The following is a 13,725-nucleotide window of genomic DNA, read 5'->3' as shown; positions in this document are numbered from 1 at the left end:
ATCGGTGGAGTTTAGCATGACCGACAGTGAATACCTGACCCGCGCGGAAGCCGTTCTGGCCGCGATTGAGCGCGCATCGGACGATATCGACGCCGATATCGAATTCGAACGCACGGGCAATGTTCTGACGCTCGAATTCGAGAACAAAACGAAGATCATCGTGAATCTTCAGCCGCCGATGCATGAGATCTGGATCGCGGCGAAGGCCGGCGGTTTTCATTTCAAGTTTGTCGACGGCGAATGGCGCGACACGCGCAGCGGCCAGGAATTCTTTACCGCGCTTTCGCAATATGCGTCGCAGCAGGCCGGCGAGCCTGTCGAGTTCCGGGAGTGACCGTGCATGGCTCGCCGATGACAGGTCGGTTCTTCAGCGAGCCTTCGGTGAGCCTTCAGCCAGCCATTAGCCGCCTATCTCAGCGGCCGCGGAACAGGTTCATGATGTCCTGCTTTTCCTGATCGCCCACATGCTCCGGCATCGCTTGCGAGGCTGAATCGACGACTTCGCCATCGGCCGGAGCCTGACTGACGCCTACGCTCGCGAGAAAGCCGTTGCCCGGCGTGAATTCGCTGAAATACAGTTCGCCGTCGATCGATACGACGTCGTCCGACATCGGCATCTTGTATTCGGGCACGCCCTTGAGCGTCTGCCCCATGTAGTCGATCCACACCGGCAGCGCGAGGCCGCCGCCGGTTTCGCGGTCGCCGAGGCTGCGCGGATTGTCGTAGCCGATCCAAGCGATGGCCGTCAGCGTGTGCTGGTAGCCGGCGAACCAGGCGTCGCGCGAATCGTTGGTGGTGCCGGTCTTGCCCGCGAGGTCGGTGCGCTTGAGCACGTTCGTCTTGGCGCCGGTGCCGCGCTGCGCGACGCTTTGCAGCAGGCTGTTCATGACGTACGCGTTGCGCCCGTCGATCGCGCGCGGGGCATTTTGCTCGGCGATGATCGGCTGCGAGCGGGCGAGGATGTTTCCGGACGGGTCGGTGACTTCGGCGATCAGATACGGGTTGATCCGGTAACCGCCGTTCGCGAACACCGAATACGCGCTCGCCATTTGCAGCGGCGTGACGAGACCCGCGCCGAGCGCCATCGGCAAATACGCAGGGTGACGGTCCGCGTCGAAGCCGAAGCGCGTGATGTATTGCTGCGCGTACTTCGTGCCGATTTGCGACAGGATGCGGATCGATACCAAGTTGCGCGACTTTTGCAGCGCCGTGCGCATCGTCATCGGGCCTTCGAAGCCGCCGCCGTAGTTCTTCGGCTCCCACGGCTGACCGCCGGTTTCGGCCGCGCTGAAAAAGAGCGGCGCGTCGTTGATGATGGTGGCGGGGCCAAGTCCCTTGTCGAGCGACGCCGAGTAGATGAACGGCTTGAAGCTCGAACCCGGCTGGCGCCACGCCTGCGTCACGTGGTTGAACTTGTTCTTGTTGAAGTCGAAGCCGCCGACGAGCGCGCGAATCGCGCCGTCCTGCGGCACGACCGAAACGAATGCGCCTTCGACTTGCGGTAACTGCGTGATCGCCCAACTGCCGTCGCTGTTCTTGATGAGGCGCACGACCGCGCCGTCCCGAATGCGCTGATTCGGCTGCGCGCGCGGACCGAGCGCGAAGGCGACGAAGCGCAGGCCGTCGCCGGTGATCGTCGCCACATTGCCGTCGATGAAGGCCGCTTGCACCTCCTTCGGGGTGGCCGACGTCACGACCGCCGCAATGATTTCTCCGTTGTCCGGATGTTCGGCGAGCGCGTCGTCGATGGCCTGTTCGCGCTCGCTCGCGTCCGCGGGCAGATTGATGAACGCTTCCGGGCCGCGGTAGCCGTGCCGCCGCTCGTAGTCCATCAGCCCGCGGCGCAGCGCCCGATACGCGACGTCCTGATCCGCCGAATCGATCGTCGTGACGACGTTCAGACCGCGCGTGTACGCCTCCTCGCGGTATTGCGCGACCATCATCTGGCGCACCATTTCGGCGACGTACTCGGCGTGCACGCTGAATTCCCTGCCCAAGCCCTTGACGACGAGCGGCTGCTTCACGGCGTCGTCGTACTGTGCCTGAGTGATGTAGTGCAGCTCCAGCATCCGTTGCAGGATGTACTCCTGCCGCACCTTCGCGCGATTCGGATTGACGACCGGGTTGTACGCGGAAGGCGCTTTCGGCAAGCCGGCGAGCATCGCCGCTTCGGCGAGCGTGATGTCCTTCAGGTCCTTGCCGAAATAGACGCGCGCCGCGCTCGCGAAACCGTATGCGCGCTGGCCGAGGTAGATCTGATTCATGTACACCTCGAGAATCTGATCCTTGGTCAGCTTCGACTCGATCTTGTAGGCGAGCAGCATCTCGTAAATCTTGCGCGTGTAGGTCTTTTCGCTCGAGAGGAAGAAATTGCGCGCGACCTGCATCGTGATCGTGCTGGCGCCCTGCGTCGCATGGCCGTTCGTCAGTGCGACGATGCCGGCGCGCGCGATGCCGGTCAAATCGACGCCGCCGTGATCGTAAAAGCGCGCGTCCTCGATCGCGAGGACCGCTTTCTTCAGATAGTCGGGCACGTCCTGAATGTGCACGACGTCGCGGCGCTCTTCGCCGAACTCGCCGATCAGGACGTGATCGGCCGTGTAGACGCGCAGCGGCACCTTCGGGCGATAGTCGGTGAGCGCGTCGATCGACGGCAGGTTCGGGCGTGCGACCACGAGCGCATAGCCGAGCACGAGCCCCACGCAGACGACGAACGCGGCGACGAGACCGGCAAAACCGAGCAGCAGCTTCAGCCACAACGGATGTTTGCGCTTCTTCGGGGCGGTTGACGGAGACGTTGGGGGGGAGGATTGCATACGAACACCAAAAAGCAGACTCGCGATTATAGCTGGCCGGGGCTGTACGCTTTCGAATCGCTTACGCGCTGCCATCTACACCGCTGAATACCAATGTAGTGCTTCGGCGGGCCTTCGGAGCGCGCGCAACGTCGCGTTAGCCATTCGGCCGAGTGCCGCAGGCTCCCCTGTCTTTGCAGAATTCGTCAGGCGAATAGCACTTACGAACGAGCGCCCGAACGGTTCGGCGCGCATGCTGCAAGGAGGAGTCATGCCGATCACTAACACGCTGCTGCCCACCAAACGCCGCTTCGCGGCGGGTATCGACCTAGGTCCGCGGGAGGTGCGGCTTGCCGTGTTGAGCCAGCGCGGGCGCGGGGCGGGGCCGGTGAGCGTCGAGTGTCTTGCCGCGGCGCCGCTTGCCGGCGGGGCGATGGCGGGGGCGCAAATCGTCGATCGGGGCGCGGTGGCGTCGGCGCTGTGCGACGCTTTCGCGCAGCTTCCGGACCGGTGCGCGACGCGCAAGCTGATCTGCGCGATGGCCGTGCCGGGGTCGGCGACGGTGGTGGTGTCGGTCGCGCTGTCGCGGCTCGTGCCACGTACGCCGAGCGCCACGTCCATGCGTGTTCTGGCCGGCATCGAGCCGGCCGTGATGGCCGAGGCCGAGCGCGTCGCCGGCATCGAGCGGCATGCGCTGGCGGTCGACTGGTATATCGACGACGCGCCCAGCGACGCCAGCCGCAACGCGCCCTCGGTGACGATCGCCGCGACGCCGCGACAGCATCTCGAAGCCCGTGTCGAGGCGGCGGCTGCCGCCGGCATCGAATTGATCGCATTGGACGGCGAGCCGCCCGCCGCGCTGCGCGCGTTGCGGCATGCCGCCGAATTCGAGTTGAATCCGCGCGAACGTTACGCCGCGTTGTGGGTAGGCGGCGACGGCGTGTACGGCTGGCGGATAGCGAATGACGTGATCGAGGCGCACATCCGATATCCCGCGCCGGAGCATGACGACTTTGCCGACGCGTTGCGCGAACTGGCCGATGGCGGCGCGCTCGGCTGCGCGCTGCTCGGGGGCGAACTCGATTTGCTCGGTAGCGTGGGGCTCGCGGTCGCCGACGTCGGCGACCTGCTGGGTTGCAGCGTCCTGCCGTTCGAATGCGGCGCGTTTTGCGATGGATCGAGCCGGGCTCCCGTCGAGCTGCGTCAGGCGCCGTCGTTTGCCGTTGCGTTCGGTCTGGCGTTGCGCGGAATTTTCGAATGACGGCGCAGCGGCTGTGGAAATTGCGCGGATCGGCACAGTCGACGCACGGGCGTCGCGCGCATTTGGGCGGTTTCAATTTGTTGCCGTATCGGCAGCGCAATGCCCGTCGCGCGCGCCGGCGTTGCCTGATCGAGTGCTTGGTGGCGGTGCTGATCGGGTGCGCGGCGGTGACGGCGTGGGTGGGCTGGGAAGCGTTGGAGCGCGCCGGCCTGGACGCGAAGCGAGACGCGCTCGAATTGACGCTGGCGAGCCTCGGCGTGCCGCTTGCCGAGTACCGTCGACTCGAAGGCCAGCGAGCGGATCTGCGCAAGCGCACGGCGCTGGCGCAAAAGCTGGTGGAACCGAGAGCGCGTTTGCTCGACCTCGTCGATGCGCTGAGCCGGGAGACCTACCCGGGCATCGTTTTGCGCGAGTTGAAGCAAACGGATCGTGAAGTGACGCTTATCGCGAGCGCAACGGACAGCGATGCTTCATCCGCGTGGCTCGCGCGATTGAACGGCGCGCGCGGCATTCAATCGGTGGATGTCGCCGATCTGCGGCACGTAGCGGCATTGCCGGGCAATGATGGCTTTGGCGTCGGCAGCGCAATCGAATTTGCCGCCCATCTGCGTTGGGACGGTGCGGCAGCCAAACCTGCCGAGGAAACGAAACGCCGCGGGGACCACAAAGGGGGCGCACGATGAGTTCGATTGCGGATCGTCTGTTCCGACCGCACGGCGACGTGGGGCTGGGCCGTTTTGCAAGCTGGCTATCGAGTCCGCACGTGCCGCTGGAGGCGTGGACAGGCGCACGGCGTTTGACGGTAGGCGCCGTGATCGCGGCGGTGGTCTTCGCGATTGGCGCATGCGCGTGGGATGCAGCGGATCTTGGCCGCAAGAGCGCCAGCCAGGCGGCCCTGGCGGATGTGGAGCACCGCTTATCCGACGCGCGCACGGCCGTCGCAAGGCTCCCGGCTCTGCGTTTGGAGATGGCCCACGCCACAACGTCGACCGACGACCGGGCCAGTTCGTCCGTCGGCAATTGGCACGCCGTTTCGGCGCTCGCCGCACGAAGCGGCTTGACGCTGCGCGCGCTCGAGCCGGCCAAGCCCTACGGCGAGGGTATCGAGGCGGCGCGTCCGGTCCGTGTGGTCGCGCGTGCGAATTTCGCCGGGTTGCTCGATTTCCTGCAGGGATTGCCGAGCCTGCCGGTGCTGGTCGTTCCAGAGGATCTGCTCGTGAAGCACGACGGCGACGAGCTGTCGATTAGCATGACCTTGGCATTCTTCGACGCGCTGCCCTCGTCGCTCGTGCCGTCTGCTGTCGCCGATTCAGATCCGGGCGGCGATGACGCCGACGAAGCGTGGTTCGCCGACCCGTTTGCCGCTGCGCCAGCTGTGCTCGCCAACGCCGGATCGATGCTGCACCTCGTCGGCTTGCTTCGCGAGGGCACGCGCGGTCTCGCGTTGGTGACGGCAGCCGATGGCGCGACCTCGCTCGCAACCGGGCAGTCGATCGGCCGGGAGAAAGTGACCCGCATCGACGACCGAGGCGTCACGTTGTCGAGCGATGTCGGCGTGCGGTTGCTTACGCTGCCGGAGGATGCGCGATGACGATCCGCAATGGCATCCGATGGGGCGTCGTCATCGCGTGTTTCATGGCGACGGCGGCGCGCGCGTCGCTTCAGTCGCTGCCACCGCTGCCGCCACTGCCCACGGAGATGCCGCTCGACGATTCGGTCGGGCGGCGCGGGGTGTTGCCGTTGTTCAAGCACGGCGGGGCGGAAGTTCCGAATCCGTTCCGAAGCGAAGCGACGGAACTGTCGAGCGGCTTTACGTCGCCGGATGCCGAGGAAGCGAGCGACAAAGAAAGCGAGGCCGCAGCAGCAGCGACAAAGCAAACGCCGGGTGTCGCGCCGACAGAGAGCCCGAGCGGCGCCGCGGCGGCACCGCTCGAAGGCCCGCCGGTGCCGCTTGCGCCCGCAAAGCGCATGAGCCGCCGCACAGACGCTTCTAGCGATATCGGTCCCGACGACAACAAGCCCATCACATTGAATTTTCAAAACGCCGAACTCGGCGCCGTGCTCGACGCGTTCGCGCGCTTCACGAACCTGAACATTGTCGCGAGCGAGCGCGTGCGCGGCTTCGTTTCGCTGCGCTTGAACCACGTGCCGTGGCGCAACGCGTTCGACACGCTGCTCGACGTCAACGGCCTCGCGATGGAGCGGCGCGGCAACGTGATTTGGGTCGCGCCGCTTGCCGATCTCGCGGCCCGAGAGCGGCTGCGCTTCGAAGCACACGCTCGCGCCGCCGAGCTGGAGCCGCTGGCCAGCCGCACCTTCGAGCTGCATTACGCACGCGCCGAGGACGTCGTGCGGCTATTGAACGCGCCGGGCGGCCAGCGCGTGCTGTCAAAGCGCGGCGCGGCCATGGCGGACCCGCGCACGAACCTCATGTTCGTGACCGACCTCGAGGCTCGTCTCGCGCAGATTGCCGAGCTGCTCGCGTCGATCGACAGGCCGACGCGCCAGGTGCTGATCGAAGCGCGCATCGTCGAGGGCGAGCACGGCTTTTCGCGCGATCTCGGCGCGCGCCTGTCGCTGCGCGCGACCCAGGAAGGGGGGACGCCGCGGGGCTTCGTCGCAGGCGGCCAGGATGGCTCGATGTATGACCTGTCGGCGGGGCCGATCTCGGGTTTCGACGCCGCGACAGCCGGCTTCACGTTGTTCGCGGCGCGCGCCACGCGGCTCTTGAACGTCGAATTGAGCGCGCTGGAAGCGGAGGGCCGCGGGGAGATCGTGTCCAGCCCGCGCGTCGTCACGGCGGACCGCATGAAGGCGATCGTCGAGCAGGGCACCGAGGTGCCGTACCAGGCGAAGGTGGGCAATGGCATGTCGGGCGTCCAGTTTCGCCGAGCCAGCCTGAAACTCGAGGTCGAACCGCAAATTACGCCGGCGGGCCGCGTGATTCTGGATCTCGACGTCGCGAAAGACAGCGTCGGCGAGCAGACGGCCAACGGCCCCGCGATCAACACCAAGCACGTGCAGACACGCGTCGAAGTGGAGGACGGGGGAACGGTCTCGATAGGAGGGATTTATGAGAGCAATGACAGGGATGATGTGACGCGGGTGCCGCTCTTGGGCAAAATACCCCTTTTGGGCGCGCTCTTTCGACACCGCGCGCAGAGCGAACGACGCAACGAGCTGGTCGTTTTCATCACACCACGCGTCGTCGAAACGCCATGAACGAGCCCCGGGCGGGCTGGCCGTTGTTCCGGCCCCATGCTCGACAAGGCAGGCGCTTTGCCAGTAAGCTGCGCCACGAACCACAGCAGATCAAGTCAGAGGAAACCGTTGCAAGCGCGGGATGCACACGCCAATGTATTTTTCGTAGGGCTCATGGGGGCAGGCAAGACCACCGTGGGCCGTGCGGTCGCGCGCCGTCTGGATCGGCCGTTCTTCGACTCGGACCACGAAATCGAGGCACGCACCGGCGCGCGCATCCCGATCATCTTCGAGCACGAGGGCGAAGGCGGTTTTCGCGACCGCGAGGCGGCGGTCATATCCGACCTGACCGCGCGCGAGGGCATTGTGCTCGCCACCGGCGGCGGCGCGATCCTGCGCCCGGAAAACCGCGAATTCCTGCATTCGCGAGGCCTCGTCGTCTATTTACGCGCGAATCCGCACGACCTTTGGCTGCGCACGCGTAAAGACAAGAACCGCCCGCTTTTGCAGACCGAAGACCCGAAGGCCAAGCTCGAAGCGCTCTACAGCGTGCGCGACCCGCTCTATCGCGAATGCGCACACTTCATCGTGGAAACGGGGCGTCCGTCAGTGAACGGTCTCGTCAACATGGTGCTGATGCAGCTCGAAATGGCCGGCATCACCGGACAGGCACATACATGATTACCGTCAACGTCGACTTGGGCGAACGCGCCTATCCCATTCATATCGGCACGGAACTCATCGGCAAGACCGAGCTTTTCGCGCCGCACATCGCCGGTCAGTCGGTGATGATCGTGACCAACACGACGGTCGATCCGCTCTACGGCAACGTATTGCGTCAAGCGCTCGTGCCGCTCGGCAAGAAAATATCGACGGTCGTGCTGCCGGACGGCGAAGCCTTTAAGAACTGGGAAACGCTGAACCTCATCTTCGACGCGCTACTCACCGAGCATGCGGACCGTAAGACCACGTTGATTGCGCTCGGCGGCGGCGTGATCGGCGACATGACCGGCTTTGCCGCTGCCTGCTATATGCGCGGCGTGCCGTTCATTCAGGTGCCGACGACGCTCTTGTCGCAAGTGGATTCGTCGGTGGGCGGCAAGACGGGCATCAATCATCCGCTCGGCAAGAACATGATCGGCGCGTTTTATCAGCCGCAGGCCGTCATCGCGGACATCGCCGCGCTCTCCACGCTGCCGGCGCGCGAGCTGGCGGCGGGCGTCGCCGAGGTCATCAAGACGGGCGCGATTGCCGATGCCGCGTTCTTCGACTGGATCGAAGCGAACGTCGACGCACTGAATCGCCGCGAGCCGGACGCGCTCGCGCAGGCGGTCAAGCGCTCGTGCGAGATCAAGGCGTCGGTCGTCGCGGCCGACGAGCGCGAAGGCGGGCTGCGCGCGATCCTGAATTTCGGCCACACGTTCGGCCACGCGATCGAGGCCGGGCTGGGCTATGGCGAGTGGCTGCACGGCGAGGCCGTCGGCTGCGGGATGGCGATGGCCGCGGATTTGTCGGTGCGGCTGGGCCATTTCGATGACGACGCCCGCAAGCGGCTCGTCGCTGTCATCGCCGCGGCGCATCTGCCGACGCGCGCGCCGGCGCTGGGCGTTACGCGCTATATGGAACTGATGAAGGTCGACAAGAAGGCCGAGGCCGGCTCGATCAAATTCATTCTGCTGAAGCGTTTCGGCGAAACACTGATAACGACTGCGCCCGAGGACATCGTCCACGAGACACTCGCGGCAAGTCTCTGACGGTGCGTCAGTCCGGCTTGGACCGGCTCATGTCTGGCCTGACCAAGTCGCCTGGGCCATCTGGGCCGCGACGCGCGATCCGTGATTCGGAGGGGGAGTGACCGGTGAGTGAAAAGCGCAGCGCAACGCTGAAAGAGCCGCACGAAGCGGCAGCCGTTCGGCCAAGCGATACGTCGCCAGTATCGGACCAGCGCAATGGGAGCGGAAAAGCGGCCGTCTTCGCAGCCCCCACCGTTGCATCCCTCGAAGCTCACCTCGCGCCGTATGCGGCGCATTCGTCTCAATCGCGCGGCCGCCGCTACGCCGAACCGCCTCCCGAAGCGCGCACGGAATTTCAGCGCGACCGCGACCGCATCGTCCACTCCACCGCCTTTCGGCGCCTCGAATACAAGACGCAGGTCTTCGTCAATCACGAAGGCGATCTCTTTCGCACGCGGCTCACTCACAGTCTCGAAGTGGCGCAGATCGCGCGTTCGATCGCGCGGAATCTGCGCTTGAACGAAGACCTCGTCGAAGCGATTTCGCTCGCCCACGATCTCGGTCACACCCCGTTCGGGCATGCCGGACAGGATGCACTCAACGAGTGCATGCGCGAGCACGGCGGCTTCGAGCACAACCTGCAAAGCCTCGCGGTCGTCGACGAGCTCGAGGAGCATTACGGCGCGTTCAACGGCCTGAACCTCTGCTTCGAGACGCGCGAAGGCATCCTCAAGCATTGCTCCCGCGAGAACGCGCGCAAGCTCGGCGCGCTCGGCGAGCGCTTCCTGAACGGGCAGCAGCCGTCACTGGAAGCGCAGATCGCCAACATCGCCGACGAAATCGCCTACAACAACCACGATGTCGACGACGGCCTGCGTTCCGGGCTCCTGACGATCGAGCAGCTGGCGCAGGTCGAGCTGTGGCAGCGCCACTACGAGGCCGCCAAGCGCGCCTATCCCGATCTCGAAGGGCGCCGGGTGGTCCACGAAACCGTGCGCCGGATCATCAACACGCTGATCGTCGACCTCATCGACGCGACGACGCGCAATCTCGTCGCGCACGCGCCGGATTCGCTCGACGCCGTGCGAGCCGCTCCGCCGCTCGTCGCGCACAGCGAGGAGGTCGCCGCGCAGGCCGCGGCGCTCAAGCACTTTCTGTTCAAGAACCTGTACCGTCACTACCGGGTGATGCGGATGGCGAACAAGGCGCGGCGCGTGGTCACCGGCCTGTTCGGCGCTTTCACCGACGATCCGCGCCTCCTGCCCCCTGCCTACCAGGCTGCCGACAAGGCCCAGCAGCCGCGTCTCATCGCGCATTACATCGCCGGCATGACCGATCGCTACGCGCTGAAAGAATATCAACGACTGTTTGTCATAGACGACAACTAGACTGCTCGGAAACGTTTTCGAAACGTTTTCATTCGTTCGTATTTTTCATCCCGCAGGAGACCTGGGACGCCCGGCGTGCGCCGCGGGCCATTCGCGTCAAGCAAAAGGAGAAGAAGTCGATGGGTTACAAGACGCTGTTCCGTTCACTGGCGCTCGGGGGAGCGCTGTTCGCCGGTGCGAGCCACGCCGCGTTCGCGGCCACTGAGATCCAGTTCTGGCACGCGATGGAGGCCGCCCTCGGCGAGCGCGTGAACGATATCGCCGCGCAATTCAACGCGTCGCAAAGCGACTACAAGATCGTTCCGGTCTTCAAGGGCACCTATGACCAGACGCTCGCGGCCGGCATCGCTGCCTATCGCAGCGGCAACGCGCCGGCGATCCTGCAGGTCTACGAGGTCGGCACGGCGACGATGATGCAGGCGAAAAAGGCCGTGTTGCCGGTGTCGGACGTCTTCAAGCAGGCGGGCGTGCCGCTCGACCAAAAGGCGTTCGTGCCGTCCATCGCGAGCTACTACAGCGACGCGAAGACGGGCCAGCTCGTGTCGATGCCGTTCAACAGCTCGACGCCGATCCTCTTTTATAACAAGGACGCGTTCAAGAAGGCCGGCCTCGACCCTAACCAGCCGCCCCGGACCTGGGATGAAGTCGCCGCCGATGCCGCCAAGCTGAAGGCGGCCGGCCAGTCGTGCGGATTCACGACCGCCTGGCAGGCCTGGACGCAGATCGAGGAGTACAGCGTGTGGCACGGCACGCCGATCGCGAGCCGTAACAACGGCTACGACGGCACCGACACGGTGCTCGAGTTCAACAAACCGCTGCAGGTGGCGCACATCCAGTTCCTGCAGAACATGGCGAAGACGGGCACGTTCACCTACGTCGGCCGCAAGGACGAGGCGAACTCGAAGTTCTACAGCGGCGATTGCGGGATCTCGATCAACTCGTCGGGCGCGCTCGCGGGGATCCTCAAGTATGCGAAGTTCGATTTCGGCACCGGGCCGATGCCGTACGACCCGAGCGTGAAGGGCGCGCCGCAGAACGCGATCATCGGCGGCGCGAGCCTGTGGGTGCTCGCGGGCAAGGACCCGACCGTGTACAAGGGCGTCGCGAAGTTTCTCGCGTATCTGTCGTCGGCGCCGGTCGCCGCGAAGTGGCATCAGGACACGGGCTATCTGCCGGTCACGACAGCCGCCTACGATCTGACGCGCCAGCAGGGCTTCTACGACAAGAACCCGGGCTCCGACACCGCGATCAAGCAGATGCTCAACAAGCCGCCGCTGCCTTATACGAAGGGGCTGCGTCTCGGCAACATGCCGCAGATCCGCACGATCGTCGACGAGGAGCTCGAGCAGGTCTGGGCGCAGAAGAAGACGCCGAAGGAGGCGCTCGATTCGGCGACGTCGCGCGGCGACGAACTGCTGCGGCGCTTCGAGCAATCGGGTAGCTGATCGCGTTCCCGGGCCGTCGCGGCGATAGGTCACTGCACGTGCGGATGGCTTCGAATGCGACGGCCCGGTAGCGTCAGCGCGAGCCGTCTTCCCGTGGCGAGGCGCGGTGCGCTGCGCACACAGAGGCACGCCGCCGCGCTTTACAACGCCACCTTACTGACCGACCGACCATGCACCAACGTTCCCGTTTCGGCACGAGCGTGCTGCCTTATTTGCTGATCGCGCCACAGCTCGCGATCACCGCGCTCTTCTTTCTCTGGCCCGCCGGCGTCGCGCTTTGGCAATCGACGCAAACGCAAGACGCGTTCGGCACGTCGAGCCAATTCGTCGGCTTCGCGAACTTCGAACACTTGTTTGCGGACCCGCTGTATCTCGCGTCGTTCAAGACGACGCTCGTCTTCAGCGCGCTCGTGACCGTTTGCGGACTCGCCGTCTCGCTGCTGCTCGCGGCCTGCGCGGACCGCGTGACGCGCGGCTCGAAGGCATACCGCACGCTCTTGATCTGGCCGTACGCAGTCGCGCCCGCGATCGCGGCGGTGCTGTGGTCGTTCCTCTTCAATCCGAGCATCGGCCTCGTGACGTTCGCGCTCGCGAAAGCGGGCATCGTCTGGAATCACGCGTTGAACGGCGGGCAGGCGATGTTCCTCGTCGTGCTCGCGTCAGTCTGGAAGCAGGTCAGCTACAACTTCCTCTTTTTCTATGCGGGCCTGCAGGCGATTCCGCGCTCGCTGATCGAAGCGGCGGCGATCGACGGCGCGGGCCCCGTGCGGCGCTTCTTCGGCATCGCACTGCCGCTCTTGTCGCCGACGAGTTTCTTCCTGCTCGTCGTGAACCTCGTCTACGCCTTCTTCGATACGTTCCCGGTCATCGACGCGGCCACCGGCGGCGGCCCCGCGCAAGACACGAAGACGCTCATCTACAAGATCTTCACCGAAGGCTTCCAAGGGCTCGATATCGGCAGCTCGGGCGCGCAGTCGGTCGTGCTGATGCTGATCGTCGTCGCGCTGACGGTCGTGCAATTTCGCTTCGTCGAACGCAAGGTGCAGTACGTATGATCGAAAATCGCAAAGGCTTCGATCTCTTCTGTCACGCAGTGCTGCTCGCGGGCGTCGCGCTGATCGTGTTTCCCGTCTACGTCGCGTTTTGCGCGGCGACGATGAGCGCGCAAGAGGTCTTTACCGTGCCGCTGTCGCTCGTGCCGAGCACGCACTTGTTCGAGAACATCGCGAGCGTCTGGACGCACGGCAGCCGCGGCGCGGCGAGCCCGTTGGGCCGGATGCTGTTCAACAGTCTCGTGATGGCGCTCGCGATCTCGATCGGCAAGATCGCCGTGTCGATCATCTCGGCTTACGCGATTGTGTTCTTTCGCTTTCCGCTGCGTAACACGGCGTTCTGGCTGATCTTCGTGACGCTGATGCTGCCCGTCGAGGTGCGCATCTTCCCGACGGTGCAGGTGGTGTCGTCGATGCATTTGACGAACAGCTACGCGGGCCTCACGTTGCCGCTGATCGCATCGGCGACGGCCACGTTCCTGTTCCGCCAATTCTTCATGACGCTGCCCGACGAATTGATGGAGGCGGCGCGCATCGATGGCGCGGGGCCGCTGCGTTTCTTCTGGGACGTCGTGCTGCCGCTGTCGAAGACGAACATCGCGGCGCTCTTCGTCATCACCTTCATCTACGGCTGGAATCAATACCTGTGGCCGATCCTGATCACGAACGATCAGTCGCTCACGACAGCCGTGGTCGGCATCAAGTCGATGATCGCCACCGGCGACACCGCGACCGAATGGCATCTCGTGATGGCCGCGACGTTGCTCGCGATGTTGCCGCCGCTCGTCGTCGTGATCGCGATGCAGCGCTGGTTCGTGCGCGGGCTCGTCGATTCGGAAAAGTGATTCAT

12 protein-coding genes are annotated in these 13,725 nt (G+C 65.0%); 11 read left to right on the top strand and 1 reads right to left on the bottom strand.

Features of this window, described 5'->3' with window-relative positions:
- The first annotated feature begins 16 nt into the window (after positions 1 to 16).
- Entirely contained in the window at positions 17 to 334 is a 318-nt protein-coding gene (cyaY, locus tag FAZ95_RS19995) for an iron donor protein CyaY (protein ID WP_137334040.1), read from the top strand.
- A 79-nt stretch (positions 335 to 413) separates the two neighbouring features.
- Here the strand turns inward: cyaY and FAZ95_RS19990 are convergent, their stop codons facing one another.
- Positions 414 to 2,816 (bottom strand): penicillin-binding protein 1A, encoded by a 2,403-nt coding sequence (locus tag FAZ95_RS19990; RefSeq protein ID WP_137334039.1) that lies wholly within the window; start codon positions 2,814 to 2,816, stop codon positions 414 to 416.
- A 250-nt stretch (positions 2,817 to 3,066) separates the two neighbouring features.
- Between FAZ95_RS19990 and pilM the strand changes: the two genes are divergently transcribed.
- The 10 genes from pilM (at position 3,067) to ugpE (ending at position 13,720) form a co-directional block, all read left to right on the top strand.
- On the top strand, positions 3,067 to 4,056 hold the full coding sequence (pilM, locus tag FAZ95_RS19985; RefSeq protein WP_137334038.1) for a pilus assembly protein PilM: 990 nt from the start codon (positions 3,067 to 3,069) through the stop codon (positions 4,054 to 4,056).
- Positions 4,053 to 4,739 carry a PilN domain-containing protein gene (locus tag FAZ95_RS19980; protein ID WP_137334037.1) on the top strand — a complete coding sequence of 229 codons (687 nt, stop codon included), beginning with the start codon at positions 4,053 to 4,055 and terminating at the stop codon, positions 4,737 to 4,739. The genes pilM and FAZ95_RS19980 overlap by 4 nt, the downstream gene beginning before the upstream one ends.
- On the top strand, positions 4,736 to 5,647 hold the full coding sequence (locus FAZ95_RS19975; protein ID WP_137334036.1) for a hypothetical protein: 912 nt from the start codon (positions 4,736 to 4,738) through the stop codon (positions 5,645 to 5,647). Before FAZ95_RS19980 ends, FAZ95_RS19975 begins: the two co-directional genes overlap by 4 nt.
- A complete protein-coding gene (locus FAZ95_RS19970; protein ID WP_137334035.1) occupies positions 5,644 to 7,278 on the top strand; it encodes a type IV pilus secretin PilQ in 1,635 nt (544 codons plus the stop codon). Before FAZ95_RS19975 ends, FAZ95_RS19970 begins: the two co-directional genes overlap by 4 nt.
- Positions 7,279 to 7,386: 108 nt before the next feature.
- Complete coding sequence (locus FAZ95_RS19965) at positions 7,387 to 7,938, top strand: shikimate kinase (RefSeq protein WP_137334034.1); 552 nt, start codon at positions 7,387 to 7,389, stop codon at positions 7,936 to 7,938.
- A complete protein-coding gene (aroB, locus tag FAZ95_RS19960; RefSeq protein WP_137334033.1) occupies positions 7,935 to 9,011 on the top strand; it encodes a 3-dehydroquinate synthase in 1,077 nt (358 codons plus the stop codon). The genes FAZ95_RS19965 and aroB overlap by 4 nt, the downstream gene beginning before the upstream one ends.
- A gap of 128 nt (positions 9,012 to 9,139) precedes the next feature.
- Positions 9,140 to 10,378 carry a deoxyguanosinetriphosphate triphosphohydrolase gene (locus FAZ95_RS19955; RefSeq protein WP_437437745.1) on the top strand — a complete coding sequence of 413 codons (1,239 nt, stop codon included), beginning with the start codon at positions 9,140 to 9,142 and terminating at the stop codon, positions 10,376 to 10,378.
- A gap of 119 nt (positions 10,379 to 10,497) precedes the next feature.
- Positions 10,498 to 11,823, top strand: coding sequence for a sn-glycerol-3-phosphate ABC transporter substrate-binding protein UgpB (ugpB, locus tag FAZ95_RS19950; RefSeq protein ID WP_137334031.1), 1,326 nt, complete (start codon positions 10,498 to 10,500; stop codon positions 11,821 to 11,823).
- Between the two features lie 170 nt (positions 11,824 to 11,993).
- Entirely contained in the window at positions 11,994 to 12,878 is an 885-nt protein-coding gene (gene ugpA, locus FAZ95_RS19945) for a sn-glycerol-3-phosphate ABC transporter permease UgpA (RefSeq protein ID WP_137334030.1), read from the top strand.
- Entirely contained in the window at positions 12,875 to 13,720 is an 846-nt protein-coding gene (ugpE, locus tag FAZ95_RS19940; protein WP_137334029.1) for a sn-glycerol-3-phosphate ABC transporter permease UgpE, read from the top strand. The genes ugpA and ugpE overlap by 4 nt, the downstream gene beginning before the upstream one ends.
- Positions 13,721 to 13,725 lie beyond the last annotated feature (5 nt).

The sequence above is a fragment of the Trinickia violacea genome, assembly GCF_005280735.1.
GTDB classification, from domain to species: Bacteria; Pseudomonadota; Gammaproteobacteria; order Burkholderiales; family Burkholderiaceae; genus Trinickia_A; species Trinickia_A violacea.
This window is presented reverse-complemented; position numbering and strand designations above follow the sequence as displayed.